Source organism: Methylobacterium sp. J-077, from assembly GCF_022829365.1.
Classification (GTDB): domain Bacteria; phylum Pseudomonadota; class Alphaproteobacteria; order Rhizobiales; family Beijerinckiaceae; genus Methylobacterium.
On the sequence record NZ_JAKSYJ010000111.1, the window covers coordinates 1 to 24,124 of the forward strand.

At 69.5% G+C, this 24,124-nt stretch carries 30 protein-coding genes; 13 read left to right on the forward strand and 17 right to left on the reverse strand.

Features of this window, described 5'->3' with window-relative positions; all coding sequences use genetic code 11:
* Window positions 1-490: 490 nt before the first annotated feature.
* Together MKL11_RS10095 and MKL11_RS10100 are read left to right on the forward strand one after the other, a co-directional pair.
* Entirely contained in the window at window positions 491-1,246 is a 756-nt protein-coding gene (locus MKL11_RS10095; RefSeq protein ID WP_243943050.1) for a lysophospholipid acyltransferase family protein, read from the forward strand.
* Entirely contained in the window at window positions 1,243-2,379 is a 1,137-nt protein-coding gene (locus MKL11_RS10100) for a glycosyltransferase (protein WP_243942769.1), read from the forward strand. The genes MKL11_RS10095 and MKL11_RS10100 overlap by 4 nt, the downstream gene beginning before the upstream one ends.
* 69 nt (window positions 2,380-2,448) lie before the next feature.
* Here the strand turns inward: MKL11_RS10100 and MKL11_RS10105 are convergent, their stop codons facing one another.
* Window positions 2,449-3,057: a hypothetical protein gene (locus MKL11_RS10105; RefSeq protein ID WP_243942771.1), complete on the reverse strand. Its 609-nt coding sequence runs from the start codon at window positions 3,055-3,057 to the stop codon at window positions 2,449-2,451.
* Between the two features lie 305 nt (window positions 3,058-3,362).
* Here MKL11_RS10105 and MKL11_RS10110 point away from each other — a divergent pair, with 305 nt between their 5' ends.
* On the forward strand, window positions 3,363-3,980 hold the full coding sequence (locus MKL11_RS10110; RefSeq protein ID WP_243942773.1) for an LpxA family transferase: 618 nt from the start codon (window positions 3,363-3,365) through the stop codon (window positions 3,978-3,980).
* On the opposite strand, the gene cutA is transcribed toward MKL11_RS10110, so the two are convergent.
* Window positions 3,968-4,321 (reverse strand): divalent-cation tolerance protein CutA, encoded by a 354-nt coding sequence (gene cutA, locus MKL11_RS10115; protein WP_243942775.1) that lies wholly within the window; start codon window positions 4,319-4,321, stop codon window positions 3,968-3,970. The genes MKL11_RS10110 and cutA overlap by 13 nt on opposite strands.
* A 146-nt stretch (window positions 4,322-4,467) precedes the next feature.
* On the opposite strand from cutA, the gene MKL11_RS10120 reads away from it, so the two are divergent.
* Window positions 4,468-5,235: an NAD kinase gene (locus MKL11_RS10120; RefSeq protein WP_243942777.1), complete on the forward strand. Its 768-nt coding sequence runs from the start codon at window positions 4,468-4,470 to the stop codon at window positions 5,233-5,235.
* Between the two features lie 58 nt (window positions 5,236-5,293).
* Here the strand turns inward: MKL11_RS10120 and MKL11_RS10125 are convergent, their stop codons facing one another.
* Window positions 5,294-6,307 (reverse strand): alpha/beta fold hydrolase, encoded by a 1,014-nt coding sequence (locus tag MKL11_RS10125; RefSeq protein WP_243942779.1) that lies wholly within the window; start codon window positions 6,305-6,307, stop codon window positions 5,294-5,296.
* 144 nt (window positions 6,308-6,451) lie between these two features.
* Between MKL11_RS10125 and MKL11_RS10130 the strand changes: the two genes are divergently transcribed.
* Window positions 6,452-7,315, forward strand: coding sequence for a LysR substrate-binding domain-containing protein (locus tag MKL11_RS10130; protein WP_279600400.1), 864 nt, complete (start codon window positions 6,452-6,454; stop codon window positions 7,313-7,315).
* A gap of 74 nt (window positions 7,316-7,389) precedes the next feature.
* Here the strand turns inward: MKL11_RS10130 and MKL11_RS10135 are convergent, their stop codons facing one another.
* The 6 genes from MKL11_RS10135 to MKL11_RS10160 form a co-directional block, all read right to left on the reverse strand.
* Window positions 7,390-7,590 carry a hypothetical protein gene (locus tag MKL11_RS10135; protein ID WP_147855991.1) on the reverse strand — a complete coding sequence of 67 codons (201 nt, stop codon included), beginning with the start codon at window positions 7,588-7,590 and terminating at the stop codon, window positions 7,390-7,392.
* 134 nt (window positions 7,591-7,724) lie between these two features.
* The gene (locus MKL11_RS10140; RefSeq protein ID WP_243942784.1) at window positions 7,725-8,093 is read right to left on the reverse strand and encodes a DUF6481 family protein; all 369 of its coding nucleotides are present in this window, start codon (window positions 8,091-8,093) and stop codon (window positions 7,725-7,727) included.
* A gap of 111 nt (window positions 8,094-8,204) precedes the next feature.
* Window positions 8,205-8,414 carry a cold-shock protein gene (locus tag MKL11_RS10145; RefSeq protein WP_007568877.1) on the reverse strand — a complete coding sequence of 70 codons (210 nt, stop codon included), beginning with the start codon at window positions 8,412-8,414 and terminating at the stop codon, window positions 8,205-8,207.
* A gap of 346 nt (window positions 8,415-8,760) precedes the next feature.
* Window positions 8,761-9,891, reverse strand: a complete 1,131-nt coding sequence (locus MKL11_RS10150) for a beta-ketoacyl-ACP synthase (protein WP_243942786.1) — start codon at window positions 9,889-9,891, stop codon at window positions 8,761-8,763.
* A complete protein-coding gene (locus MKL11_RS10155; protein WP_243942788.1) occupies window positions 9,888-10,355 on the reverse strand; it encodes a 3-hydroxyacyl-ACP dehydratase FabZ family protein in 468 nt (155 codons plus the stop codon). Before MKL11_RS10155 ends, MKL11_RS10150 begins: the two co-directional genes overlap by 4 nt.
* Before the next feature lie 25 nt (window positions 10,356-10,380).
* Complete coding sequence (locus MKL11_RS10160; RefSeq protein WP_050734803.1) at window positions 10,381-10,689, reverse strand: acyl carrier protein; 309 nt, start codon at window positions 10,687-10,689, stop codon at window positions 10,381-10,383.
* 306 nt (window positions 10,690-10,995) lie between these two features.
* Here MKL11_RS10160 and MKL11_RS10165 point away from each other — a divergent pair, with 306 nt between their 5' ends.
* Window positions 10,996-12,108, forward strand: a complete 1,113-nt coding sequence (locus MKL11_RS10165) for an AI-2E family transporter (protein ID WP_243942790.1) — start codon at window positions 10,996-10,998, stop codon at window positions 12,106-12,108.
* A 51-nt stretch (window positions 12,109-12,159) separates the two neighbouring features.
* On the opposite strand, the gene MKL11_RS10170 is transcribed toward MKL11_RS10165, so the two are convergent.
* On the reverse strand, window positions 12,160-12,852 hold the full coding sequence (locus MKL11_RS10170) for a L,D-transpeptidase (RefSeq protein WP_409565839.1): 693 nt from the start codon (window positions 12,850-12,852) through the stop codon (window positions 12,160-12,162).
* A 160-nt stretch (window positions 12,853-13,012) separates the two neighbouring features.
* Here MKL11_RS10170 and MKL11_RS10175 point away from each other — a divergent pair, with 160 nt between their 5' ends.
* On the forward strand, window positions 13,013-13,456 hold the full coding sequence (locus MKL11_RS10175) for a VOC family protein (RefSeq protein ID WP_243942794.1): 444 nt from the start codon (window positions 13,013-13,015) through the stop codon (window positions 13,454-13,456).
* A gap of 2 nt (window positions 13,457-13,458) precedes the next feature.
* On the opposite strand, the gene MKL11_RS10180 is transcribed toward MKL11_RS10175, so the two are convergent.
* The gene (locus MKL11_RS10180; RefSeq protein ID WP_058194054.1) at window positions 13,459-13,902 is read right to left on the reverse strand and encodes a cyclic nucleotide-binding domain-containing protein; all 444 of its coding nucleotides are present in this window, start codon (window positions 13,900-13,902) and stop codon (window positions 13,459-13,461) included.
* A 52-nt stretch (window positions 13,903-13,954) separates the two neighbouring features.
* Here MKL11_RS10180 and MKL11_RS10185 point away from each other — a divergent pair, with 52 nt between their 5' ends.
* Window positions 13,955-14,818 (forward strand): SCO family protein, encoded by an 864-nt coding sequence (locus MKL11_RS10185; RefSeq protein ID WP_243942796.1) that lies wholly within the window; start codon window positions 13,955-13,957, stop codon window positions 14,816-14,818.
* A gap of 12 nt (window positions 14,819-14,830) precedes the next feature.
* Here the strand turns inward: MKL11_RS10185 and MKL11_RS10190 are convergent, their stop codons facing one another.
* Window positions 14,831-15,037 carry a hypothetical protein gene (locus MKL11_RS10190; protein ID WP_243942798.1) on the reverse strand — a complete coding sequence of 69 codons (207 nt, stop codon included), beginning with the start codon at window positions 15,035-15,037 and terminating at the stop codon, window positions 14,831-14,833.
* A gap of 249 nt (window positions 15,038-15,286) precedes the next feature.
* On the opposite strand from MKL11_RS10190, the gene MKL11_RS10195 reads away from it, so the two are divergent.
* Window positions 15,287-15,475, forward strand: a complete 189-nt coding sequence (locus MKL11_RS10195) for a general stress protein (RefSeq protein WP_007568857.1) — start codon at window positions 15,287-15,289, stop codon at window positions 15,473-15,475.
* A gap of 138 nt (window positions 15,476-15,613) precedes the next feature.
* Here MKL11_RS10195 and MKL11_RS10200 read toward each other — a convergent pair whose 3' ends face one another.
* Together MKL11_RS10200 and MKL11_RS10205 are read right to left on the reverse strand one after the other, a co-directional pair.
* A complete protein-coding gene (locus tag MKL11_RS10200) occupies window positions 15,614-15,934 on the reverse strand; it encodes a hypothetical protein (protein WP_243942800.1) in 321 nt (106 codons plus the stop codon).
* Window positions 15,935-16,432: 498 nt separating this feature from the next.
* Window positions 16,433-17,236, reverse strand: coding sequence for a response regulator (locus MKL11_RS10205; protein WP_058194056.1), 804 nt, complete (start codon window positions 17,234-17,236; stop codon window positions 16,433-16,435).
* A 233-nt stretch (window positions 17,237-17,469) separates the two neighbouring features.
* Between MKL11_RS10205 and MKL11_RS10210 the strand changes: the two genes are divergently transcribed.
* Window positions 17,470-17,757: a NepR family anti-sigma factor gene (locus MKL11_RS10210; RefSeq protein ID WP_243942802.1), complete on the forward strand. Its 288-nt coding sequence runs from the start codon at window positions 17,470-17,472 to the stop codon at window positions 17,755-17,757.
* A 141-nt stretch (window positions 17,758-17,898) separates the two neighbouring features.
* Here the strand turns inward: MKL11_RS10210 and MKL11_RS10215 are convergent, their stop codons facing one another.
* On the reverse strand, window positions 17,899-18,075 hold the full coding sequence (locus MKL11_RS10215; protein WP_007568853.1) for a DUF1328 domain-containing protein: 177 nt from the start codon (window positions 18,073-18,075) through the stop codon (window positions 17,899-17,901).
* A gap of 566 nt (window positions 18,076-18,641) precedes the next feature.
* On the opposite strand from MKL11_RS10215, the gene MKL11_RS10220 reads away from it, so the two are divergent.
* Window positions 18,642-19,562 (forward strand): MBL fold metallo-hydrolase, encoded by a 921-nt coding sequence (locus tag MKL11_RS10220; RefSeq protein WP_243942804.1) that lies wholly within the window; start codon window positions 18,642-18,644, stop codon window positions 19,560-19,562.
* A gap of 12 nt (window positions 19,563-19,574) precedes the next feature.
* On the opposite strand, the gene MKL11_RS10225 is transcribed toward MKL11_RS10220, so the two are convergent.
* Window positions 19,575-20,354: a DUF1499 domain-containing protein gene (locus tag MKL11_RS10225; protein ID WP_243942806.1), complete on the reverse strand. Its 780-nt coding sequence runs from the start codon at window positions 20,352-20,354 to the stop codon at window positions 19,575-19,577.
* Between the two features lie 64 nt (window positions 20,355-20,418).
* Complete coding sequence (locus MKL11_RS10230; RefSeq protein ID WP_243942808.1) at window positions 20,419-22,221, reverse strand: AsmA-like C-terminal region-containing protein; 1,803 nt, start codon at window positions 22,219-22,221, stop codon at window positions 20,419-20,421.
* A 314-nt stretch (window positions 22,222-22,535) separates the two neighbouring features.
* Here MKL11_RS10230 and MKL11_RS10235 point away from each other — a divergent pair, with 314 nt between their 5' ends.
* Together MKL11_RS10235 and MKL11_RS10240 are read left to right on the forward strand one after the other, a co-directional pair.
* On the forward strand, window positions 22,536-23,276 hold the full coding sequence (locus MKL11_RS10235) for a CoA transferase subunit A (protein ID WP_243942810.1): 741 nt from the start codon (window positions 22,536-22,538) through the stop codon (window positions 23,274-23,276).
* Between the two features lie 179 nt (window positions 23,277-23,455).
* Window positions 23,456-24,118, forward strand: coding sequence for a 3-oxoacid CoA-transferase subunit B (locus MKL11_RS10240; RefSeq protein WP_243942817.1), 663 nt, complete (start codon window positions 23,456-23,458; stop codon window positions 24,116-24,118).
* Window positions 24,119-24,124 lie beyond the last annotated feature (6 nt).

A 24,124-nucleotide genomic window follows, 5' to 3' on the forward strand; every position in this document is an offset into this window, starting at 1 on the left:
CCGCACGCGCGCTGCACGCCACACCCCTCCGCTCTGACCACACCCGCCCCTCCTCGTACCCCTCTGCTGGGGCGGCGACGGGCTTCACTGAGCACTGCCAGATTACGGCAAAGGCCCTGCTCAGGCGCCTCTCCCGCCCCCCGCTGCGGGGGAGGGTGGGCACGGGGTCAGCCGAGGGCGGGGGAGGGAACCTGGCGGCAGACACCGCTGCGACCGGCACGACGGGGGAAGCTCTATCCTCCACCCGCGCTCCCCTCTGCCGGGCCCCGTCGGGGGCCACCCTCCCCCGCAGAGGGGGGAGGGTGCGTGCGCGTCCAACACATGAAGACTTCTCGCCCATTTTAGGAAGATCAAGACGCCCTTCCGTGACTTTGCTCACCCGCAAGGCAGGGCGGACCCGCGGCGCATCCGGCCATCCGCGGAGGATCGGATAGTGCCCTCCCCGCCCCCCGCGCCCCTGCACGCGGTCTCGCCCCTGATCCGTCGCTTCATGGAAGCGTGGTTCGCGCGCTACGTGCACCGGCACTTCGACGCCCTGCGCTCGCCACACTGGAGCCTGCCGCCGTCCCAGGATCATGCCGGACCGCTGGTGATCTACTGCAACCACCCCGCCTGGTGGGACGCCGCGGTGATCATCGTGCTGTCCGGCCGGCTCTATCCGAAGCGCGAGAACCGGGCGCCGTTCGATGCCGCCATGCTGGCGCGCTATCGGGTGTTCGAGCGGATCGGCGCCTTTGGGGTCGACCTCGACAGCCCCCGGGGCGCCGCCCAGTTCCTGGCCGCCGCGAGGGCGATCCTGGCGCGCTCCGACACGGCCCTCTGGATCACCGCGCAGGGCCGCTTCGTGGATGCCCGGGTTCGGCCCCTCGGCCTGCGTCCGGGCGTGGCCCGGCTCCCCGAGATCGCCCCCGACGCGCTGTTCGTGCCGCTGGCCCTGGAATACGCGTTCTGGGATGAGCGCGGCGCCGAGGCCTTCGCGGCCTTCGGGCCCGGAATCCCCGGCGTCGAACTGGCGGCCCTGCCCCGACCCGCGCGGCTCGCACGCCTGGAGGCCGAGCTGACCGCGACCCTCGACCGGTTGAGCGCCGACGTGATCAGCCGCGAGCCGGAGCGCTTCCGGGCGCTGGTCGCGGGTCGCAAGGGCGTCGGCGGGGTCTACGATCTCTGGCGGCGCGGCGCCGCGCGGCTGGCCGGGCGCCGCTTCGATCCGGCTCATCGGGCCGGCGATGGGCAGCCCGGGCGATGACCGACCTGATCCCCACCGCCCTGGCCCTGCTCTGCCTGCTGACCGCCCTGCTCCCGGCTGGGCTGGCGGCGGTGAACCTGTTCGCCCTGCGCCGGCCGGCCCCGGAGGCGGATCCCGGCCTGGTTTCGATCCTGATCCCGGCGCGCAACGAGGCCGGTAACATCGCTGACACCGTGCGGGCCGCGCTTTCCAGCGTAGCCGTGCCCGTGGAAGTGATCGTGGGCGACGACCATTCCACCGACGGGACCGCCGAGATCGTGCGGGCGCTCGGCGACCCGCGCCTGCGCGTCGCCCCGGTGCCGCCGCTTCCCGAGGGCTGGACCGGAAAGAACCACGCCTGCGCCCACATCGCCGGGCTCGCGAACGGCCGCCACCTGCTGTTCATCGACGCGGATGTCCGCCTGGCGCCCGAGGGCGCCGCTTCGCTCACCGCCCGGGCCCGGCAGGTCGGCGCGGCCCTGGTCAGCGGCGTGCCCCGGCAGCGCACCGAGACCCTCGGCGAGATGCTCACCGTGCCGATGATCGACTTTCTGCTCGTCGGCTTCCTGCCGGTGCCGCTGATGCGCCGCCGCGCCGACCCCGCTCTGGGCGCGGCTTGCGGGCAGCTCATCCTGTTCGAGCGCGCGGCCTACGCGGTGATCGGCGGCCACGGCGCGATCCGCGCCTTCCTGCATGACGGCGTGCGCCTGCCCCGGCTCCTGCGCGCGGCCGGCCACCGCACCGACCTCGTGGCCGGGTCGGGTCTCGCGACCTGCCGGATGTATCGGGGCTTTGCCGAGGCCTGGGCGGGGTTCTCCAAGAACGCGCACGAGGGCATGGCCACGCCCCGCGCCCTTCCGGTCTGGACCCTGCTCCTGGGCTGCGGCCAGATCCTGCCGCCGCTCCTGGTGCTGGCCGGCCTGCTCGGCCTGATCCCGCCCCTCGCCCTGATCTTGGCCGCCACAGCGACCGCGCTGTCGCTCGCGACCCGGGCGGCGATTACCCTGGCGGTGCGGGCGCCGCTGGCGACGATCCCGCTCCACCCGGCCGCGGTGGTGGTGGCGCTGGCGATCCAGTGGAACGTGCTGCTGCGCGGCGTCCGAGCCGGCGCCGCCACCTGGAAGGGCCGCACCTACCCGGTCAGCGGCGCCTAATTTTTTTTCGGACGGCACGGCAGAGCGTGTCCGCCGGATGGCGCATGTCAGGTCAGGCAAGCCCTGCGATCACCGCGCGGTCGGCTGGCACGGATCGGTCGATCGCTTCCCCGTCCGAGGCTTCAGCGACACGATCAGCTGGACATTCGGCACGTCGCCGACCTGGCGGGTGAGGTGCCCGACATGGCCGTCCGGCCCTTGCGGGGTCGATCCGGTATCCGCGTTGAACTCGACCTCGCCCGGCCCCTGCTCCAGCACGGAGCCGTCCGTCGCCTCCACCGACCAGCGCCCCGACAGGGTGATCACCCATTGCGGGCCGGGGGCGGTGTGCCAGGTGCCGACATAGCCGACCGGCAGGATCGCGTACTTGATCGACGCGACCTCGCCCGGCGGGAAGCCGACATATTGCGGCGCCGCGGGCGGCGCGTAGCTTTTGAAGATGAAGTTCTTCAGGTCGCAATACTGGACGTGGCTCTGGCCCTTGGCGTCCGCATAGAGGGTCCCGTAGCGCAGCGCCGGCGGATTGGCCGCGGTCAGGCCGGCGGGGTCCGACGGCGCCGCCTCGATGGTCAACAGCGGCTCGCTCGGCTTGCCTCCGGCCGCGAAGACGCCCGTCCCGCTCGCGGCGGAAGCCAGCAACACCAAGGCGGTGCAGCCGGCGGTCTTGAATGACATCATGGTTTCGACGTCCCAAAGGTGACGGCGCCGAAGACGACGCCGCCAAACCCTTAGTCGTACCCGCAACCAATGCCAAATTAACCGCCTATATCAATAGATATACAGGCCGCAAAAATCCCAAATTCGCTGAGTTTCATTGAGTTATGGCTTGACGCGATTCGCAATGCGGTCGGACGCTCGATCAATCCCATGAACTCGAAGCTCGACGTGTCGTCGCGGCACAGGCGGCTGGCACCATCGGGCGCGGGCTGACAGGATCGGCGGCGACGCCGCGGATCGTCCCCGCCGCATGTCCTGGATCGACCATGGCTGACGATTGTCCGGACCTGCGCGATCTCATCGCGCGCTATTCCACCTCCTGGCTGGGCGCGCTCGCCCTGGCTCCCTGGGCGATCACGGCCCGGGCTGCGGCGCTGATCGCCGAACGGATCACCGGCCTCGACGGGACCTACCGGGTTGCGGACGGCGTCGCGATCCACGCGCAGGCGATCGTGGAAGCGGGTGCGACCGTGAAGCCGCCGGCGATCATCGGGCCGGGCTGCCTCGTGGCGGCCGGCGCCTACCTGCGCGGCGGCTGCTGGCTGGAAGCCGACTGCACGATCGGCCCCGGCGCGGAGCTGAAATCCGCATTCCTGTTCGCGGGCGCAGCGGCCGCGCATTTCAATTTCGTCGGCGACAGCATCCTCGGCACGACCGTGAATCTCGAAGCCGGCGCGATCATCGCCAACCACCGCAACGAGGCGCCGGACCGGCCGATCGTCCTCCGGTTCGCAGACCGTCTCATCGAGACCGGGACCCGGAAGTTCGGCGCGCTGGTCGGCGACGGCGCCCGGATCGGCGCCAACGCCGTGATCGCCCCGGGGGCGGTGATCGGCCGGAACACGGTGGTGCCGCGCCTGGGGCTGATCGATCAGGGCTGCTGAGGCGCGCCCTGCCCCGGCCCGCCGGCTCCCGTCTCCGACAGGATCCAGGCCGCCGTGTCGGCATCGGCCCCGGCGACCGGCAGGTGCAAAATAATCGGCGTCTCGTAGGGGTGGCGCGCCTTTAGGGAAGCCGACAGGGCATCGGCCAGGCCCTCCCGGGTCTTGAGGATCGCCGCGACCTCCTCGCCGCGTTCCACCGCGCCCTTCCAGCTGTAGACCGACAGCATCCCGGGCAGGACGTTGATGCACGCGATCAGTCGCTCGCGGACCAGGGCCTCGCCGATATTCAGCGCGGAGGCGGCGTCGGGAAAGGTGGTGTAGACGAGGAGCGGACGCTCCATGCTATGCCTCCGGGATCGCGCATGTGTCCGAGGAGACAGACGCATGCGGGGCACCGACGTCAACCGGGCGGTTCGCTCATCAGACTGGAGCCGTGACGTGACCCCCGACGCGAATCCGACCCGCCTGCCCGGCATCGCCTGACGCCATGCCGACATTCAAGAAGATCGCGTTCGTGGCGAGCCCCACCGGCTACGCCCGCGAAGCCGCCGCCGCCCTCATGCGGCGCTACGACCACGTCTCACCCGAAGCGGCGGATGTCGTCGTCGCGCTCGGCGGCGACGGGCTCATGCTGCAGGTGCTGCACCGCTTCATGGATCGGCCGAAGCCGATCTACGGGATGAACCGGGGCACGGTCGGCTTCCTGATGAACGAGTTCCGGGACGACGACCTCCTGGAGCACCTGGAAGCCGCCCAGCGCAGCGTCATCCATCCCCTGGTCATGGACGTGATCGACACCGAGGGCCGCAGCCACCGGGCGCGGGCGATCAACGAGGTCTACCTGCTGCGCCAGACCCATCAGACCGCCAAGCTGAAGATCGCCGTGGATGGGCATGTGCGGCTGGACCTGCTGATTGCCGACGGGGTGCTGGTCGCCACGGCCGCGGGCTCGACCGCCTACAATCTCTCGGTGGGCGGCCCGATCCTCCCGCTCGACGCAAAGCTGCTGGCGCTGACCCCGATCTCGGCCTTCCGCCCCCGGCGCTGGCGCGGCGCGTTGCTGCCGGATTACGCCCGGATCCGGATCGACGTGCTCGACGCCCCCCACCGCCCGGTGGCGGCGGTGGCCGACCACACCGAGTTCCGCAGGGTCTGCACGGTCGAGACCTCGCTCGACCGTGCCACCGAGCTCGTGCTGCTGCACGATCCCGGGCACAGCCTCGACGAGCGCATCCTCCGGGAACAGTTCGGGTAATCGACCACGCGCTCGACGGCAGCCGCCGAACTGCCGCGCGATCAAGCTCTGCCGATGATCACGGCGTCCTATCGGTCCAAACCGGCCGCGCCCCGTCGAAGAACGCCCGGATCTCACGGGCAGCGGCATCGGGACGCTCGTAATGGACGAAATGGCCGCCGTCTTCGCAGAAACCGAGATCCAGGTCGGCGAAGAATCGGTGCAGCTGGTCGGTCCACTCCGCCTTGATGCTGGGATCGAGACGTCCCCAGAAGATCCGCGTCGGCGCGGAGATGATCGGAACCGCTGGCGCACGTTCTTCGATCACGGCGCGGCGGGCCGCATTGGTGGAGATGTACCAGTTGAAACCGCCTTGCAGATTGTGGGGCCGCATGAAGTTGTCGACCCAACGCTCCAGAACCGGTTCGAACGCCGCTGGATTCCCGGCTGACCAAGCCGTGAGGAAATGCCCGATGTAGCGCCGGCAAGTGTCCCGCGACGCGCCGACGAGGCCCGCGGCGAAGGGCTGCTGGTTGAAATACTGGTACCAAGTCTGAAGCAGATGTGGGGCTTCGGCCCAGCGGTGGCCGATCCCGTCATACGGGCAGTTGAAGAAGAACAATCCCGCGACACGCTCCGGATTGTCGCGGGCGAAGCGCTGGGCGACGTATGCGCCGACGTCGTGCGAGACGATTCCGAACCGCTTGAGGCCGAGGCGATCGGCGAAGGCCCGCAGATCCGCGGCCAGGATATCGGCGCCGCAATCCGCCGCCGGCTGATCGCCGGCTGGCTTGTCACTCCAGCCGAAATTGCGCAGGTCCGGGGTAATCAAGTCGAAATGGCCGGCCAGACGGTCCATGACGGGACGCCACGCTTCACAATATTCAGGCCACCCATAAAGAAATATGATCGGGTTTTTCTCGGTCTTCGTCCTGATATAATGAATTTGGATCCCGTTTGCGGAGACGTACTCGCCGTCTGTCGCAACGACGTTCGTCGGCTTCTGCTCGACTGCCGTGGCGATCGTTGGCAACGCAGCTGCCAGCAATCCCGACAGGATGAGCCGGCGATCACAGAAGTCGCGGCCTGTCATATTTGAATCTCCGCAGATCTTTGCTTGATCGACTGATCGATGCTGTGTCGAACCGATCTGTCTTGGCGGAGCTTTATCGAACACTCCGCTCTGCGTGAGAAACGATGTTTTGGCGCGCAATTCAGTGTGCTACGAACTGGATCGATGCTCGATGCTACGCTCCTTCGAAGTCTGATCGCTGTGGCGGATAGCGGAGGCTTCACGCGTGCCGCGAGCCGCTTGAACCTCACCCAATCAGCGGTGAGCGCACATATCCGGCGCCTGGAGGCCGAGGTCGGGCAGCGTCTTCTGGATCGGACAACCCGCTCGGTCGCCCTCACGCCGGCCGGCAACCGTCTGGTCGGCTATGCCCGGATGATCGTCGCGCTCCATCAGGACGCCCGCGCCAGCCTCGGTGCCGGCCGACCCCTGTCCGGCGGCGTCTGCGTGGGCGCCAGCGAGGAGATGGCCGGCACAACGCTCGCCGAATGTATACGTCGGTTCAGTGCCCGGCATCCGGGTGTCGAGATCAGCCTGAAGATCGGTCTGACCAATGAGTTGTTGACCTGCCTTCAGGCCGGTGGCTTGGACCTCGTGCTAGGCAGCCGCTGCGGTGGTGATCCGCGCGGCGACATCCTGTGGTCCGAACCGTTAATCTGGGCGGCGGCGCCGAATTTCCGCATTGGCGATGATCCGGCAAAGCCGGTGCCGCTAGCGGTCTATCCCGATACCTGTCCTTACCGGGCCGTGGCGATCGAGGCGCTCGTGCAAGCGGGACGTCGTTGGCGCATCGCCTGCGAGAGCGCCAGCCGCGACGGCTTGTCGATCGCACTGGCGGCGGGGCTCGGGATCGCGCCGCTCACGCGCGCGGCGGCTTCGTCGGCAGGATTGCGGGCGATGGCCGGGCTGCCGCGTCTTCCGGATGCCGATTTCGGGGTCATGACGGGACCTAAAATCAGTCCCGTCGCTGCGGCGCTGGCCGACAATCTGCGACGTTCGGTGCTCATCCGCACCTTCGGAAAGGTGTAACCGGCAAACGCTCCCGCCACCGGGACCCTGTCAACGCCCCGGTGATATTCGAGACGCTCTGAGGCGCGAGCCAATCAGAGGCGGTTGACGGCGACCAGCTCGCTCTCGCGGATCGCGCGTTCGCCGGCTTCCGTCCGGATCCGGTAGGAGCGCTCGCCGGTCTGATCCTCCGGCATGAGCCGCAGGATCTCGAAGACCTCGCCACCGCCCTTGTCACCCGGAAGTCCGAGCTGCACCCGGCAGACGCGCTGGCCGATCTTGAATTTGTGGGTCATGCCAAGCTCCTGTGGCGGGGTCTCGAACGCGGCGCCCGAGGGTGGCCGACCATGTCACGATCGGACCGGCCCCCGACGTCTTTGATTCTCGTGCGCCCGTGTGCTGGATCGGCTGCCACGTCGGCGTCGAGACCTTACCGCTTCTTGGCCGCCTTGGCCTTGCGGGCGAGGTAGCGCGCGTCGCGCTGGAGCTTCTGCTCGGCCTGAAGGGCCTTGGCACGCTCCTGGGCGGCGAGCTGCTCGGCGAGCTTGCGCTCGGCCTCGGCCTGACGCTCGGCCTCGGCCTGAGCGGCCGCACGCTCGAGTTCCGCTTGGCGCTGGGCGGCGCGCTCGGCCGCGCGGGCCTCACGGGCATCAACCACGGCGCGGCGTGCGGACTGACGGGCGAGGACGACCGGATCATCGGCAGTCGGGCGGGCCCGGAACCGGGCCAGCATCTCGGACCGCGCCTTGGCGGCGGCCTCCAGTCGATCGACGACGCCTTGCTTGTTCGGAAAGCTCACAGACACTCCTGAGTTGGGCGCGGCGGGCCGCCGTCGTCCCGAAATCGGGTTTCAATGCGAAGAAGCCGCTCCCTCAGGAGCGGCTTCCACTAAAGGCCGATAGACTGATAATCAGACCGTCTGGAGCTGGCCAGCGGATTCCTTGCCGCTGCGGCGATCGGTTTCCAGCTCGTAGGAGACCTTCTGGCCTTCGTTCAGGCCACGCAGGCCGGCGCGCTCGACAGCCGAAACGTGCACGAACACGTCCTTGCCGCCGTCATCCGGCTGGATGAAGCCGTAGCCCTTGGTCTCGTTGAACCACTTGACGGTTCCGGTGCTCATGGAATTCCTCGATCTTCGCAGGCGTAGTGAGAAATGGCACCCGCTCGAAAAAGCGGGCCCCGGTATCGACCGATAGCGATAGGAAAGTCAGAACCGCCCTGCGAAGGCGTAACGGTCCAAGATATCCGGACACGTGCCGATAAAGCGGAGATAGACCTTCGGCGACGCATTGGCAAGTCCGAAGAAATATTTCGGCCGGACCCAGGATCAACGCGACAAGAATCTTTTCGACCGACATAGGCGCGAGCCGTCGCCAGAAGATCCGCACGATCAGACAGATAGCCAAGGTCGCCGAATCGCCGCTAATCCGGCTCCATCGATCCGCGAGCCCAGCTTCGGACGCGGGTCAGGCCGGAACCAGCCGCAGCACGCCTTCGCCGCGGCGATGACCGACCGTCGTCACCGCCACCTCGCGAGCCGATCCGGCCGCCACGAGACCCGCGGCAAGCGCCGCTCCGAGCGGGGCGACGACCTCGAGCCCGTGCCCGATCAGGTCGCCGAGGGCATGAAGACCCGCATCGGGTGCGAGCCGCGCGACCGCGTCCCGCTCCTCCACGGTGATCGGCGCGACTCCCGTGGCTCCGGACAGGATGCGGTCCGGAGCCGTGAGGCCAGCCTGCAGCCAGAGCGTTCCGAGACTGGCGGCGACGCTGCCGGGGGCGCGCCGCGTGCGATCGCTCGCCACCCGGTCCAGCCGGGCGAGCGCCCGAGCCCCGCGGGCGGCGGCGTGCGCCTCGGATTCCAGCATCAGGAAGGCGGCGCAGCTCCCGAGGATGAAGCCTGACGCCGCATCGGCCCGCTCGAACACTGGGCGGTAGGGTGCCTCGGCGAGGTAGCCGCCCATCGCGTGGATCACCAGCACGTCCGGCCGCTCGGCGCTGTAGGAGCCGCCAACCAGGATCGCGTCGATCTGCCCCGAGGCGACCCGCGCCTGGGCGATCCGAAGCGCATCGACGCCGGCCGCTTCCTCGCCCATGAAGGTGCGCGAGGCCCCCGTGACCCCGTGCACGATGGCGATGTTGCCGGCGAGCAGGTTCGAGAGCTGAGCCAGGAACAGCGTCGGCCGCAGGTCGTTCTGCAGCCGCTCGTTCAGGTAGGCGCCCGGGTCGGCCGCGTCGCGCAGGCCCGTCAGGATCGCGCCGTCGACGGCGTAGTCGCGCTCGCCGCCGCCGGCCGCCACCACGAGATGGAGCGCCTGCTTGAGGGCGGCATCGTCCTTGACACCCGCGGATTCGAGGGCGAGGCCGGCGGCGTAGACGCCGAGCCGCTGCCACGCCTCCATCTGGCGCTGGTCGCTGCGCTTGGGGATCTGCCCGTCCCAGACGATCGGCGGCGCCGGATGCACGCAATAGGGCGCGAAGGTTTCGGTGTCGGTCCGGGGCGCCACGCCGCTCTCGAGGGCGGCGAGATGCGCCTCGATCCCTTCGCCGGCGCAGGAGACGAGGCCGAGGCCGGTGACGAGGACCGGGCGGCTCATGGCTGCACCGGGTCCGGGAACAGGCCGATCGCCCGCGCCCGCGCGCGCATCGGCGTATCGAGCCCGTCCGGGAACGGCATGGTCCGGAAGCGCAGCTCCGCGTCGCAGAGCGCCTTGCCGGCATGGCTGATGGCGGCCTTGGTCACGGCGTAGCCCGAGCCGTCATGCTCCAGCGTGGCCGTCACGACCAGTTCGGCGCCGGGCCCGACGAAGGACCGGAACCGGGCCTTGTCCACCCCGGTGAGGAACGGCATCCGGGTGAAGTCGAGATGGGCGAGCACGAGGTAGCCCGAGGCCTGCGCCATCGTCTCGGTCAGGAGCACGCCGGGCACCAGCGGATGGCCGGGGAAGTGCCCCTCGAACACGGGGCTCTCCAGCGGAACCCGGGCGAGCGCCTCGATCCGGCCGGCGGCCCGGTCGAGGTGCCGCACCAAATCGATCATCTCGAAATATTCGAGGCGCATGGCGGTGGTGTCGGGCTCTGGGGCGTCAGACCTTGGCGGCCTTCTCGGCCACCAGGGCGTCGATGCGCGCGCACAGGTTCTTGAGCACGAAATATTGCTCCGCCGGGACCTTGCCCTCGTTGACTTCCTGGGTCCAGCGCTCGAGCGGCAGCTTGATTCCGAAGGCCTTGTCGACGGCGAAGGCGATGTCGAGGAAGGCCAGGCTGTCGATGCCGAGATCGTCGATGGCGTGACTCTCCGGGGTGATCTTGTCCCGGGGGATGTCGGCGGTCTCGGCTATGATGTCGGCCACGCGCTCGAAGGTGGCGCTGCCGTGGGCGGGCTCGTCGGACATGTCTTCTCGCGGGCTGTTCGATTTCCGGATCGGTCGGGCGGGGAGCCCCCCTCGACACCGGGCGACCCGGCGCTCACGCGCCGCGCGGCCACCAATACGCATACCGGCCGCTCGCACGAGGGCCGGTCGGACGGCCGCGACCTCTACACGAGGGGGTCGGGGGCGGCAACCGTAACGGTTCCCGGTGCGTTGCAGCGCTGGTCCCGGGTCGTCCGTCGAAACGGGCGCAGGGACCGCGCGCCGCCCCGCGAAGCGTTCGGCTGATCCGCGCGGGATCCCTCACGCGGCGCTCAGGAGACGAAACCGATGTTACCCACGGCCCAACCCGTCGCGGTCCCCGCGCATGCCGCCCCCCCGCCCCCGCCGGAGCGGGCACGCTCGCAGGGGGCGGCCCGGGTCATGCTGGTCCTGGCGCTGTCCGCGCTCGGGCTGTGGATCCTGCACGGCTTTCTGCCGGCCCTGGCCTGGGCGGTGGTGCTGGCGATCGCACTGTGGCCGCTCTACGCCCGCCTGGAGCGGCGCTTCCCGCCGGGCCGGCACAACCTGCTGCTGCCGATGCTGATGACCGCCGCGGTGGCGCTGGTGTTCCTCGCGCCGCTGGCGATCCTGGGCGTGCAGGCGGCGCGCGAGGCCCACGACGTCGCCGAGTTCGCGCGCAACGCCGAAGCGAACGGAATCCCAGCCCCGGACTTCCTCCAGCACCTGCCCTACGGCGCCGCCCAGGCCACCGCCTGGTGGAACGAGAATCTCGGGCACGCTCAGGCCGGCTCGGACCTGATGCACCGGTTCGAGAACAACTCCGTGATCGGCGCCTCGCGGAATTTCGGGCGCGAGGTGATGCACCGGATCGTGCTGTTCGGCTTCAGCCTGGTCGCGCTGTTCTTCCTGTTCCGCGACTGGCGGACGGTGACGGAGCAGGCCCGAATCGCCTGCGACCGGTTGTTCGGCCCGAGGGGCGAGCGCATCGCGCGGCAGATGGTGGCCTCGGTGCACGGCACCGTCGACGGCCTCGTGCTGGTCGGCCTCGGCGAGGGCTTCATCCTGGGCGTCGTCTACTATTTCGCCGGCGTGCCGCATCCGGTGCTGCTCGGCGCCTTCACGGCGGTGGCCGCCATGATCCCGTTCGGCGCGGCCATCGCCATCGCGGTCGCGGCGCTGCTCCTGGTCGCGGCGGGCTCGGCGAAGGCGGCGCTCGTAGTGGCGGTGGCCGGCCTCGTCGTCACCTTCGCGGCGGACCACTTCGTCCGGCCGGCGCTGATCGGGGGCACGACGAAGCTGCCGTTCCTGTGGGTGCTGCTCGGCATCCTCGGCGGCGTCGAGACCTTCGGCCTGCTCGGGCTGTTCGTCGGCCCGGCCGTGATGGCGGCCCTGGTCCTGCTGTGGCGGGAATTCACCGAGGGCCACGACAAGGCGGCGTGACCGCGCCCCCGGACGAGGCCGGGACCCGATCGGCCTCTCCGGGATTGGGATTCAGGTCCGATACTTGCCGCTGCGCTTCACCAGCACCCGGGCGCCCACCGGCACGCGCTCGTAGAGGTCGGCGATGTCCTCGTTGAGCATCCGGACGCAGCCCGACGACATCTGCTCGCCGATGCTCCAGGGCTCGTTGGTGCCGTGGATCCGGAACAGGATGTCGCGATTGCCCTGGTACAGGTAGAGGGCGCGGGCGCCGAGCGGATTGTCGAGGCCGCCCTTGCGGGTGCGTGGCAGGTCCGGGTTCAGCGAGACCATCGTGACGGTCGGGCTCCAATCCGGCCACACGCCCTTGCGGCCGACCCGCGCCTCGCCCTTCCAGGAGAAGCCGGCCTTGCCGACGCCGACGCCGTACTGCATCGCGGTGCCGTCCGTCTGGACCAGGACGAGCTGGCGCTTGTCGATATCGACCAGGATCGTCCCGGGCTTCTCCGGGCCGTTGTAGCTGACCTGCTGGCGGCGATATTTCGGATCGAGCCGCGCGGTATCGACCAGCGGAATGTCGTAGGGCTTGTCGGCCTTCGTGCCGATGTACCAAGCCGATTCATCGTCCTGCGCGAGCTGGGACGGGCGCGTCTGGCAGGCGGCCAGCGGCGCGATCGCCACCACGGCGAGCAGAATTCGCGAGAGCAGAAGGCGGCGAATTCGGCTCCAGGCCGCTGGGGGTGTTGCAATCATGGGTCCTGACATGCGGGATACGGTCCTGGACCCCATGCCTACCGTCTCCCCGCCGATGACGATGTAGCTTTTGCGCCGCAGCGGTGCACGGGCGCCCGGTACCGCGGCCACGGTTGCGCCCTAATTCAACATCCGAGACCCAGAACCCGTGCAGCGTTTGCGGAGGTGAATCATGGCCGAGACCGAGACGCTTCCGATCGACGCGGCGGTCGTCCCCGAAGTGCCGCTGCGTCCGGCGATCCACCTCGACCATTGCGTCATCCACGTCACCGACTGGGCGCGGTCCAACGCCTTCTATCAGGACGTGGTTGGTGCCGAGGTGATCGCGCGCGGGAACGGCTTCGCCTACCGGTTCGGCGGGGTGCAGCTCAATTGCCACGGCCCCGGCGTGACGGCGGAACCGGTTGCGGCGCAGCCCGTGCTGCCCGGTAACAGCGACCTGTGCTTTCGCTGGTCCGGCACGATCGAGGACGCGATGGCGCATCTCGAAGCCGTCGGCGTGCCGGTAGAACTGGGCCCGGTCGAGCGGCACGGCGCCGCGGGAGCGGGCGTCAGCGTCTATTTCCGCGATCCGGATGGCTCGCTCTTGGAATTCATCACCTACCTGACCGGGTGAAGTCAGCCCCGGCTCTCGGCGAGCGCCTGGTTGGTCTGCTCCAGCCGCAGCGCCAGAACCCGCATCAGCGCGATGCTGATCTGGGGAAACTGTGCCAGCAGCTCCAAGAACACGCCGCGATCGATGCGGAGCGCCGTCACGGCCGATTCCGCGGTCACGGTGGCCGAGCGAGGCTGATCGGCCAGGATGCCCATCTCGCCGACCAGAGCATCCTGCCCGAGCAGCGCGAGCCGGATCGGGCCGGCCGGCCCGTCGATGCTCACCTCGGCGCTGCCCTTGAGGATCACGTAGGCGGCATCGGCCACGTCGCCCCGGGCGAAGAAGCGCTGCCCCGGCTCGAAATGCACGCGCTCGCTCGTGAAGGCCAGGAGCTTCAGGCGCGCCGGTTCCACCTCGCGGAACAGCGGGACCTGCCTTAAGGAGGATACCTCGGTATCGAGGGTCATTCGCGGGCTCCGCGAGGGGTTTCACGCCCTCACGGGCATGGATGGTATTCAGATGGCCGGACTGGCCCATACATCCATGCGGTTCATCAAGCCCTTGTCCAGTCCCACCCCCGACACAGCCCGCGTGGTCCGGCACCTGATCGCCGGGATTCTGACGATCCTGTGCGGGCTTCTGCCGAGCGCGGGACCGGCCCGGGCGCGTCTGGTCCAGGCCGACCTCGCCCGCGTCGCGGCGGCTCCCCTGCCCGGCGCCCGGGTGCCTCTGGATCTGGCGGTCACGGACGCGCGGACCGAACAGGCGAGCACGCTGGGGCAGGCGCTCGGGGGACGCGCCGTCCTGCTGCTGCCCGTGGATTACACCTGCGGCAACGTCTGCGATCCCATGCTGTCGATGGCGGCGGATGCGCTGGCGGCGACCGGCCTCTCCGCGGACGACTACGCATGGGTGCTGGTCGGGATCGACCCGCGGGACGATGCCGCGTCCGCGCGTCGCATGCTCGACGAGACGCTCGGAGACCGCGCGGCCGGCATACGGCCCCTGATCGTCTCGGATGCGGCGCTGGCCAGGCTCACCGCCGCCCTGGGCTACAATGCGGTCTACGATGCCGGCACGGACAGCTTCGCCCACCCCGCCGCCGCCATGCTGCTCACCGGCGACGGCCGGGTCGCCCGGGTGCTTTCACCCCTGGCGATGACCGGTCGCGACCTCCGCCTCGCCCTCACGGAGGCCGGCGAGGGCCAGGTCGGCGGCTTGGTCGATCGTCTCGCCCTGCTCTGCTACGGCTACGATGCCGCACGCGGCCTCTACACGCCCCTGATCGAACGGATCCTGACGGTCGCCGCGATCGCTACGATCCTGAGTATCGCCCTGCTGATCCTCGTCCTGATCCGCCGGACGCGCCTGCGAACCCATTGACGGCGAACCGCTTCAGCGCTTCGTCGACAGGCCCTGCTCACCCGGACCGGGCGCCGGCCGCTTCAGGCTGGCATTGAGGTGCGGCGAGTCGACCGGCTCCTCGCGGGTCGTCGGCGTCGGCGATCCCTCGGGAGCGGGCATCGGCGGCAGCGGCGGTGTGTTCGGCTCGACGGCCGGTCCCGATCCGGGCCCGACCTTGACCATGTTGCGGTTCGTCATCACCGAAAACCCTTTTCATAAGCCTGCGTCATGGCTTGCAGGAAAGGGCAGACCGAGACCGGCGGACCGTCTGCCGGCCCGCATCGGGCGTCCCTGGAAGTGTGCGCAGGTCGATCCCGGTTCAACGCCGCACACAGTCGGCGGTTGCTGCCAAGCTTAGCTTTGCCGAACTTGGCGAGGTCTCGTCACAGGAACCTTGGTTATTGCTGAAGGTTGTTGCGGGGTGAAGCGAAGCCTGAGGAGGAACTGATGGCATCCGGGAATTCAACCTCGAAGCGGGGCTTTGCCTCGATGGACCTGTCGCGGCAGCGCGAGATCGCCAGCAAGGGCGGACGCAGCGTGCCGGCCGAGAAGCGCTCCTTCTCGCAGGATCGCGAACTGGCCTCGTCCGCCGGGCGCAAGGGTGGCCAATCCACGGGGACCGGCCGCGCCGAGTGACCCACCGCCACGATCGAGTCGCGTAACGGCGCCGTGTCTTCAGACCGGCGCCGTCTTTGTTTTCAGACCCCGGCCCAAACCAAAAGGCCCCGCCGATACGGCGGGGCCTTTTGATGTGACTGGAACCGGATTTTGCGATCAGGAGATACAGCGCCCCGGGGTCATGCGCCGCGCCTCGGGGCCGACCAGGGAGCTGAGCGCGGTCTCGCAGCCTTCGCGGACCATGCGGCGCGGCTGCGGCGGCTGCTTGAGGATCGGCCGGATGCCGAGTTCCGGCCCTTCCTCGGCGACCGGGCCCGAACGGCTCTCCGTGCGCTGAACACCGGCGACGCGGGTCGGGTTCAGGGCCAGCGACACCGGACGCATGCCCGGAAGCGGCGTCGGCATGAACGCGGCCGCGGAGATGACCGGAGGCGACCAATGGTCGGCTGTCTCGCGCACCACAGGCTGAACCAGCATGGTGAGAAGAGCCGCGGGAGCACTCACGCCCAGAATGAAACCAGACCGCAGCATTGCCCCGACCTCACCATGAGAGCTTGACAGGATGTTTTGATAACGCGGCCTGCAATCGCCGGTTCCACAACTGTCCCATCGCTGTGATCATTGAGTATTCGTCAACGGCCCAGCTGTTGGTGCGGCGGCGCACCCCGGTCATCCACAGCCATCCCCTGTGCTCAAAAAGCCACTCTCGCTCAAAAAGCGCATTTTCAGGAACCTCCCGGGCCGGCGCTCGTTTCATCGAGACCCGGCCACCTGGTCCTCCCCGCATTCCCCTTGTGCATCGGCCGGAACCTTTTTGACGGGCTGGAGGCATCTCCGGCCCGTTTTTTTGCGCGCGTCCGGTCGATCGTTCGCGCAACGAAAAACCCCGGCTCACGCCGGGGTTTTTTTAGTCAGACGGCAAAGCTGGACCGGAGCGTTAGAGAGCTCCAGCCTTGCAAGCTCACGCCATCGTGGTCAGGCGGTCTTGGCTTCTCGGCGACGCGCCGTCTGCTGGAAGAACAGCGCCTGGCTGATCACGGCCGAGACGTTCGCCGGCTGGAACGGCTTGGCGATGAGGAAGGCCGGCTCGGGGCGCTCGCCGGTGAGGAAGCGCTCCGGATACGCGGTGATGAAGATCACCGGGACCTCGAAGGTCTTCAGCAGGTCGTTCACCGCGTCGAGCCCCGAGGATCCGTCGGCCAGCTGGATGTCGGCCAGGATCAGGCCCGGGCGCTTGCCCTCGCCGGCGATCTTGATCGCCTCGGTGCGGGTGCGGGCGACGCCGATGACGTTGTGGCCGAGCCCCTCGACCAGAGCCTCGAGATCCATGGCGATCAGCGGCTCGTCCTCGATGATGAGGATCTCGGTGGCCATGTCGGCGGCGAGTTCGCGGCCGGCCTCGTCCACCAGGTCGCGGACCTCGGAGACGTCCACGGCCAGGATGATCGCGGCGTCCTCTTCCGAAAAGCCCTCGAGGCAAGAGAGCAGGAACGCCTGGCGCGGCAGCGGGGTGATCTGGCCGAGGCGGACCTCGGCGGGCAAATCGTGCTGGACCTGCTCGCTGCGCCCGTTCACCGACAGGGAATTCCAGATCCGGGTGAACACCCGGAACAGATCGGCCTTGATGTTGGTACTGCGGCCGAGCGTATCCGGCTCGTTGACGAGGGTTTCCAGGGTGGCGGCGACATAGGCGTCGCCCGCCACTTGGCTCCCCGTGAGCGCCCGCGCGTAGCGGCGCAGGTACGGCAGGTGCTGTACCACGAGTTGCGATGTCGACATTCGATCCCCTGTGCCTCGCCGTGTTGCCCGGCCACGATGCCTCGGTCCTCGACCGAGGTCGTGCCGGGGCCGGCTTGTATCCTGCGCAGCCTACCGCCCAACGCGGCGGCCCGCACTCCGTTCCGCCCCCAGCGGAACCGATCCGGCGGGCGGGCGTTGCAGCCGCAGCCATGGCGTATGTCGAGCCGCAGTACAATGCGGCCCAACGGACTTCGGCAACAAGGGGCCTGTGAATGGCGGACCAGGGCAAGGATGCGGACCTCCGCACAGGAGATTCGCATGCCGGGATTGCCGCAGATCGCCCCGCCCGTACCGCAAGGGGCGCATCCGGCGATTCGCCGAACACCGCCTCGGCCCAGGGCGATCGGCCCGCCACCGGGAGCGGCCTGAGCGACCATACCCGCAACCGCCTCGCTGCCCAGTTGCGGGCGATGTACGACACCGTGGCTCAGCAGCCGGTGCCGGATCGCTTCGCCGAACTCATCGCGAAGCTCGATAGCGGCGACCGCGAGAAGGCCTGAGGGTCTACGACGGGACTGCGGTAACGGCAGTCGCAGAATTCCTGGACCCAATTTCTGAACATAGAGGAGCCGCCGTCGATGACGGCGGCTCTTTGCAATTCGCGCGTCAGCCCGGCGCCAGCGCCAGTTGCTACCGCCGCGTTACAGAGTTGGCGAACGGCCGCGCATCAGGCCGACCACCGCGGAGATCGCGAACAGGACGATCGCGACGAAGAACACCAGCTTGGCAGCCTCCATCGCGGTTCCGGCAATACCACCGAAGCCGAGCAGAGCGGCGACCAGAGCGACGACGAGAAAAGTTACGGCCCAACCGAGCATTGCACGTATCCTTTAAAAGTACCGGCGCGGGCGGCCGCGTCGTTCTGGACTCGAAAACGCCACGGTTTCGCTTCGGTTCCGCACACTTGACAACCGGCGTCTGATTCGTCTCGCTGGTGGATCGCCCCCGCGACGATGCGTGACGGAACGGGAGCCAGACGGTAGCGTTCGAAGATAGGTCATTAGGTCCGAGCTAGGATCCGCGATGCTGCAAGCTGCAAAAAGAGCCGTTCGATCCAAGGCCGCCGCTCTGGCGGCGCGCGTGACGGAGATCGTCGACGGGGCTGCCGAAGCGGTGCGTGCCGCCGCCCTCGGTCTCGGGGTGATTCCGGCCCCCGTCCCGGTGCCCGTCCGCGTACGGGCCGGCCGGTCCCACCGCGCGGGCTGAGCGGCGGCTCGGCGAAGGCGGGGCGCCAGATCGCGTAGCCCGAACCGCCGTGGGTGACTGAACTGCGACCCGCGATTCCGAGATCGTCACCTTCAGGGAGCCAACCCGACAATCGCGCCCGATTGCACCGCGAGCGGGCGCGGCTTTAGAACCGCCGCCGGGAATGGACGGGGTGGCGATGGCGGACGAAGACGAGAGCGGGCCGACCTTCGATCGGTCACTGCCGGAGAGCGGACGCACGGAGCGCGTGGCTCCGCTGATCCGGAGGCGAATCGCTCCGAATGGCGGCCCGTTCACGGCCACCGGCACCTGCACCTACATCGTCGGCAACGGGCGCGTCGCGATCATCGACCCGGGCCCTGACGATCCGAGCCATATCGCGGCGCTGCTGACCGATCTCGGCAACGAGCAGGTCGCGGCCATCGTGGTCACCCATACCCATCGGGATCATTCCCCCGGGGCGCGGCTCCTCGCGGCCCGGACCGGCGCGCCGATCATCGGCTGCGGCCCGCATCGGGCCGCCCGCGCCCTGGCGGAAGGCGAGACGCCGGTGCTCGATGCCAGTTCCGACAAGGCCCACGCCCCCGAGCGCGTGCTGGCGGAGGGGGATGCGGTCTCCGGGCCGGGCTGGACCCTGGTGGCGGTGGAGACCCCCGGCCACACCATGAACCACCTCGCCTTCGCGCTGCCGGAAGCGGAGGCTCTGTTCTCGGGCGATCACGTGATGGCCTGGAACACCACCATCGTCGCGCCCCCGGACGGGGAGATGCGCGCCTACATGGCCTCGCTGGAAAAGCTGCGCGGGCGCCGCGAGACCATCTTTTGGCCGGGGCATGGGGGTCCGGTGCGCGAGCCGGCGCGCCTCGTGCGGTGCCTCGTCGGTCATCGCCGTCAACGCGAAGCAGCGATCCGCGCCAGGCTGGCCGCCGGGGATACGCGCATCCGAGAAGTCGTGGCCGCGATCTACCAGGGGCTCGACCCACGGCTGCACGGCGCCGCCGCTCTTTCGGTCTTCGCCCATCTGGAGGATCTCGTCGGGCGCGGGCTCGTGGCCTGCGACGGGCCACCGCGCCTGGACAGCACCTACGCGCCCGCCTGACGGGCGCGCCGGCTACTTCACGGCCAACGCCAGGTTGGCGACGTCGTCGAGATAGGCGCGGATGCGGTCGGCGTTGCTGCCGAAGTCGCGGCCGCCGAGCCGCGAGGCCGAGCGGACATCGATCCGGGCGCCGTCGGCCCGGGGCCGGATCCGCACGGTCACGTCGTCGGGCAGGTTCAGGACGAGGCCGCGGGCGACAGCTTCGATCCGGCCGTTGCCGGTCCGCCCCCCCGGACGGATCGCCTCGACGATCTGCCAATGCCGGTTGAGCGCCGCCTTGCGGGCCAGTTCGAACGCTTCGTCGGCGCCGATATCGAGGGTCAGCGGGGCGATCTGCGGATAGGCGCCGCGCTGGCGCTCGCGGATCGCGGGACCGGGATCGGCCGGGTAGCGCCCGCCCCTGGCCGTGAAGGCGGCGCGCGTGCGCGAGAAGGCCGGCGGGTTGTCGATATCCGTGGTGATGTCCGAGAGCACCGGGAGGCGCAGGCCACGCAGGCCCAGATAGGCCGGGTAGCCCAGCAGCAGGAGCGCCAGGAGCAATCCGGCCAGCGCAGCCCCCAGACCGCGCGCGCCCTCGCGCCAGACATGCACGAACGCGAACACCGCCGCGACCGCCGCGGCTAATGCGACGCAGAGCCCGGCCGCGAGGGCGGCCAGCGCCGCGTCGGTATCGGCGCGCGGGTCGCGCACCACGATCAGGGCGAGCCCCGTGGCGATGAGGGCGAACACCGCGAGCTGGCGGGACAACGGCCCGGCGCGGGTGACGGGTTCCTCGACGTGCAGGCGGCGCATGGGAGTCACGGAGGGGTTTGAAGCCGGAGCCGAAGTCGGACGGGTGCGGGCGCCTTCACCCGCATCAGGGCGCATAGGCCCGGGCGCTGCCGCTCAGGCCGAGGGCAGCGGGAAACTTGAAGGGATCGGGCAGCATCGCCTCGCCCTGAGGGACGACCTGCGCGGTCAGCGCGTCCCAGGGCCCCGAGACCTCGAACAGGAGCGTGCGGGACGGGTCGGCCGTAGCGCGCAGCGCCAGGTCGCCGCGGGCCTCGATCCGCCGCCCCGGCAGCGAGACCTGGCCCTGCAGGCTGGCTCCGACGCTCGGCCCGCGCAAGCCGGATTCGGCGAACTCGCCGATCCCGTCGGAAAAGCGCAGCGTGATCGCGGCGCGCTCGAAGGCAGTCCGGCCGTTCCGACGCGCGAGCGCCCCGGCGGGGACGACGCCGTTGCGGTGGACGAGTTCGGCCAGGTCGAGGCCCGAGATCGCGCCCCCGTCGACCGTCAGCGTGGCACGACCGCCGAGATGGGCGAGCAGGCCGGCGCTGTCGCGGGCGCTGCCCTCCAGGGTGAACTGGCCTTGCAGGGGCCCGCTGATCCAGCGTCCGCTGCCGATCTCGCCCAGCAGGGTCCCGAAATCGACCCGATCCAGGCTGCCCTGCATCCGCATCTCGGTCTCGGCCGGGTCCGCACCGCTCGCCAGGGTGAGGCGCCCCTTGAGCGTGCCGTCTTGGAGGCGCGCCCGGTTCACCGCGACTTCCATCGCGGCGTCGCGCACCAGGATGCTGGCGGCCAGATCCTGGACCTGAACCGGTCCGACCCGGCTCTCGGCCGCCGACAGGCGCAGGTCGAGATCGCCCTTGGTCAGCGGCGCCAGGGCCAGGGGCGTCGCCTCCGAGTCGAACAGCTTGATCAGGTCGCCGATCAGCGGCGCCAGGTTAAGCGTCTCGGCCGCGAGCGTCGCCTGGACCGAGAGGCGCGGTGCAGTCTCCGGCCCGAGGGCCACGGCGCCCGCGCCTTCCAGCACGTCGTCGCCGAGCCCGACGCGCAGGCTCGGCCACGACAGGGATCGGTCCGCGGTCTCGAAACGTCCGTCGACGAAGAAGGCCCCGGCAAGGGCTGCGAGCGGCGCGGCGCGGCCGAGCCAGGCCAGGGTTTTAGGTAGCGATCGGCTCTCGAACCGCGCATGTCCCGCCAAAGCCGGCACGGCACGTCCCTCCGGCGGAGGGCTTGCCGTCCCGTCGGCCGCCAGGCTGCCATCCGGCCATGTCACCGAAGCCGTGAACGGGCTGAGCTGCCCCTGCGCGATGTCGGCCGGCCGCAGATGGGTCAGGGCGATCCGCGCGGGCACGCCCCGCCATGTCAGGCTCGCATGGGCCTCGGCCGAGGCGCTCCAGAACGGCCAGTTGAGGTCGATGTCGATGTCCCGGGCCTCGTCGCCCTCGGCGATGCGGGCACCGGTCACGGTCAGCCATCGGGGCCGCTGCGTCGCGCCCGCGCGCATCCGGCGGCCGAATTGCGCCAGCGTCGCGCGCCAGGCGGCGGCATCAGGCGACAGGCGCGCACCGTCGAGCCGGAGACCGCCCAGTTCAGCGCGGCCGGCCAGGAGGCCGAGCGGATCGAGATCGATCGTCAGGCGGCCGCCTTCGGCCAGCGTCGGCCCGCTTGGCCCGGCGGCGACGCGGACGGGGCCGAGGGAGAGGCGCGGAAGGGGCAGGAGGGTGAGGCTCGACGGACCCTGCGCGGTGAGCGCGAGGCCGTAATCGTCCAGCGCGTGGCCCGCGAAACGCATCGCCCGCCGGCCATCGACCGGCCAGTCCTGCAGGCCGAGGCCCGCGAGGATGAGGCCCGCGAGGGCGAGGGCGAAGATTGGGCGGCGCGGCGACATCGTGCTCCGGATGGGCGAGCCGCAACTGCGGCCGAAGGCCGGGCGCCGCGCCAGCCCCCCTCAAGCCGTCGCGGCCCGGTAGGGTCTGCTCGTGAGGTCACGTCATAGCGCGCTCCGCCGGGCTTGTCTGCGGGGGTCCCGGGCGGCACCATCGCTCTCCCCAGCGCGACGCGGGTTACGGATCGCCCCGGACGCCATGCGGGCCGGGGATACCGGTACTGGATTTCGGGCGCGGAATCGGGGACAGCAAGCCCGAGGAAACGCGCTTCCCAAGATTTCGGCCGGGTCAGACCGGGCGGGAAAAGGACGGTTCGATGAAGAAGGTCTACACGGATCCCACCGCGGCTTTGGCCGGATTGCTGCGCGACGACATGATGGTGATGTGCGGCGGCTTCGGCCTCTGCGGCATCCCCGACGAGCTGATCGAGGCGGTGCGCGCGTCGGGGGTCAAGGGCCTGACCATCGTGTCGAACAATGCCGGCATCGACGGGGTCGGCCTGGGCAAGCTCCTCGACACCCGGCAGGTGCGCAAGATGATCTCGTCCTATGTCGGCGAGAACAAGGAATTCGCCCGGCAATATCTCGGCGGCGAGCTGGAGATCGAGTTCAATCCGCAGGGGACCTTGGCCGAGCGCATCCGCGCGGGCGGCGCCGGCATCCCGGCCTTCTTCACCAAGACCGGCGTCGGCACCAAGGTCGCCGAGGGCAAGGAGGTGCGGGCGTTCGACGGCGAGCAGTACGTGATGGAGCGGGGCCTATTCGCGGACCTCGCCATCGTGCACGCCCATACCGGCGACACCGAGGGCAACCTCCGCTACCGGATGACCGCCCGCAACTTCAACCCGATGATGGCGACCGCCGCCAAGATGACGGTGGCGCAGGTGGAGCACCTCGTGCAGCCGGGCGCGATCGACCCGGACACGATCCACACGCCAGGCATCTTCGTGAAGCGGATCATCGAGGTCGGCGCGCGCGAGAAGCGCATCGAGCAGCGCACCACGCGCAAGCGCGCGGAAAGCACGCCCGCGGCGGCCGCTGGCGGCGGCACGCACTAGGCCACGCACCGCCACGCTTCTCTCCTCCCCCTTGTGGGGAGGGCCGGAGGTGGGGGTGGTGCCGGACAAGGTTCCGCGGTTCCTTCTGCACCACCCCCACCCCTACCTCTCCCCGCAAGGGGGACAGAAACAGCCAGATCCGGCCGCGCTTGAGCGCGCTACGCTATCAGGAGACGACCATGGCCTGGACCCGCGAGCAGATGGCGGCGCGCGCCGCCAAGGAGCTGGAAGACGGCTTCTACGTGAACCTCGGGATCGGCATCCCGACGCTGGTGTCGAACTACATCCCCGATGGGATGTCGGTGCAGCTGCAATCCGAGAACGGCATGCTCGGCATGGGCCCCTTCCCGTACGAGGGCGATGAGGACCCGGATCTGATCAACGCCGGCAAGCAGACGATCACCGCGCTGCCGACGACGAGCTACTTCTCCTCGGCGGATTCCTTCGGGATGATCCGGGGCGGGCACATCAACCTGTCGATCCTCGGGGCGATGCAGGTAGCCGGCAACGGCGACCTCGCCAACTGGATGATCCCCGGCAAGATGGTGAAGGGGATGGGCGGCGCGATGGACCTCGTCGCCGGGGTCAAGCGGGTCGTCGTGGTGATGGAGCACGTCGCCAAGAACAAGGACGGCACCGAGAGCCCGAAGCTGCTCAAGGCCTGCGACCTCCCGCTCACTGGAACCCAGGTGGTCGATCTCGTGATCACCGATCTCGGGGTGTTCGCGATCGACAAGAAAGGCGACGGCGGCATGACGCTGATCGAGCTCGCGGACGGCGTCACCGAGGACGAGATCCGCAAGAAGACGGAAGCCGATTACACCGTCGCGCTGGCGGCCTGACGGTCC

Bases quoted from the DNA above. Each gene is read 5' to 3' on its own strand.
- MKL11_RS10095 (WP_243943050.1), top strand. From the start codon at position 491: ATGGAAGCGTGGTTCGCGCGCTACGTGCACCGGCACTTCGACGCCCTG.
- MKL11_RS10100 (WP_243942769.1), top strand. From the start codon at position 1,243: ATGACCGACCTGATCCCCACCGCCCTGGCCCTGCTCTGCCTGCTGACC.
- MKL11_RS10105 (WP_243942771.1), bottom strand. From the start codon at position 3,057: ATGATGTCATTCAAGACCGCCGGCTGCACCGCCTTGGTGTTGCTGGCT.
- MKL11_RS10110 (WP_243942773.1), top strand. From the start codon at position 3,363: ATGGCTGACGATTGTCCGGACCTGCGCGATCTCATCGCGCGCTATTCC.
- cutA (WP_243942775.1), bottom strand. From the start codon at position 4,321: ATGGAGCGTCCGCTCCTCGTCTACACCACCTTTCCCGACGCCGCCTCC.
- MKL11_RS10120 (WP_243942777.1), top strand. From the start codon at position 4,468: ATGCCGACATTCAAGAAGATCGCGTTCGTGGCGAGCCCCACCGGCTAC.
- MKL11_RS10125 (WP_243942779.1), bottom strand. From the start codon at position 6,307: ATGACAGGCCGCGACTTCTGTGATCGCCGGCTCATCCTGTCGGGATTG.
- MKL11_RS10130 (WP_279600400.1), top strand. From the start codon at position 6,452: ATGCTCGATGCTACGCTCCTTCGAAGTCTGATCGCTGTGGCGGATAGC.
- MKL11_RS10135 (WP_147855991.1), bottom strand. From the start codon at position 7,590: ATGACCCACAAATTCAAGATCGGCCAGCGCGTCTGCCGGGTGCAGCTC.
- MKL11_RS10145 (WP_007568877.1), bottom strand. From the start codon at position 8,414: ATGAGCACCGGAACCGTCAAGTGGTTCAACGAGACCAAGGGCTACGGC.
- MKL11_RS10150 (WP_243942786.1), bottom strand. From the start codon at position 9,891: ATGAGCCGCCCGGTCCTCGTCACCGGCCTCGGCCTCGTCTCCTGCGCC.
- MKL11_RS10155 (WP_243942788.1), bottom strand. From the start codon at position 10,355: ATGCGCCTCGAATATTTCGAGATGATCGATTTGGTGCGGCACCTCGAC.
- MKL11_RS10160 (WP_050734803.1), bottom strand. From the start codon at position 10,689: ATGTCCGACGAGCCCGCCCACGGCAGCGCCACCTTCGAGCGCGTGGCC.
- MKL11_RS10165 (WP_243942790.1), top strand. From the start codon at position 10,996: ATGTTACCCACGGCCCAACCCGTCGCGGTCCCCGCGCATGCCGCCCCC.
- MKL11_RS10170 (WP_409565839.1), bottom strand. From the start codon at position 12,852: ATGTCAGGACCCATGATTGCAACACCCCCAGCGGCCTGGAGCCGAATT.
- MKL11_RS10175 (WP_243942794.1), top strand. From the start codon at position 13,013: ATGGCCGAGACCGAGACGCTTCCGATCGACGCGGCGGTCGTCCCCGAA.
- MKL11_RS10180 (WP_058194054.1), bottom strand. From the start codon at position 13,902: ATGACCCTCGATACCGAGGTATCCTCCTTAAGGCAGGTCCCGCTGTTC.
- MKL11_RS10185 (WP_243942796.1), top strand. From the start codon at position 13,955: ATGGCCGGACTGGCCCATACATCCATGCGGTTCATCAAGCCCTTGTCC.
- MKL11_RS10190 (WP_243942798.1), bottom strand. From the start codon at position 15,037: ATGACGAACCGCAACATGGTCAAGGTCGGGCCCGGATCGGGACCGGCC.
- MKL11_RS10195 (WP_007568857.1), top strand. From the start codon at position 15,287: ATGGCATCCGGGAATTCAACCTCGAAGCGGGGCTTTGCCTCGATGGAC.
- MKL11_RS10200 (WP_243942800.1), bottom strand. From the start codon at position 15,934: ATGCTGGTTCAGCCTGTGGTGCGCGAGACAGCCGACCATTGGTCGCCT.
- MKL11_RS10205 (WP_058194056.1), bottom strand. From the start codon at position 17,236: ATGTCGACATCGCAACTCGTGGTACAGCACCTGCCGTACCTGCGCCGC.
- MKL11_RS10210 (WP_243942802.1), top strand. From the start codon at position 17,470: ATGGCGGACCAGGGCAAGGATGCGGACCTCCGCACAGGAGATTCGCAT.
- MKL11_RS10215 (WP_007568853.1), bottom strand. From the start codon at position 18,075: ATGCTCGGTTGGGCCGTAACTTTTCTCGTCGTCGCTCTGGTCGCCGCT.
- MKL11_RS10220 (WP_243942804.1), top strand. From the start codon at position 18,642: ATGGCGGACGAAGACGAGAGCGGGCCGACCTTCGATCGGTCACTGCCG.
- MKL11_RS10225 (WP_243942806.1), bottom strand. From the start codon at position 20,354: ATGCGCCGCCTGCACGTCGAGGAACCCGTCACCCGCGCCGGGCCGTTG.
- MKL11_RS10230 (WP_243942808.1), bottom strand. From the start codon at position 22,221: ATGTCGCCGCGCCGCCCAATCTTCGCCCTCGCCCTCGCGGGCCTCATC.
- MKL11_RS10235 (WP_243942810.1), top strand. From the start codon at position 22,536: ATGAAGAAGGTCTACACGGATCCCACCGCGGCTTTGGCCGGATTGCTG.
- MKL11_RS10240 (WP_243942817.1), top strand. From the start codon at position 23,456: ATGGCCTGGACCCGCGAGCAGATGGCGGCGCGCGCCGCCAAGGAGCTG.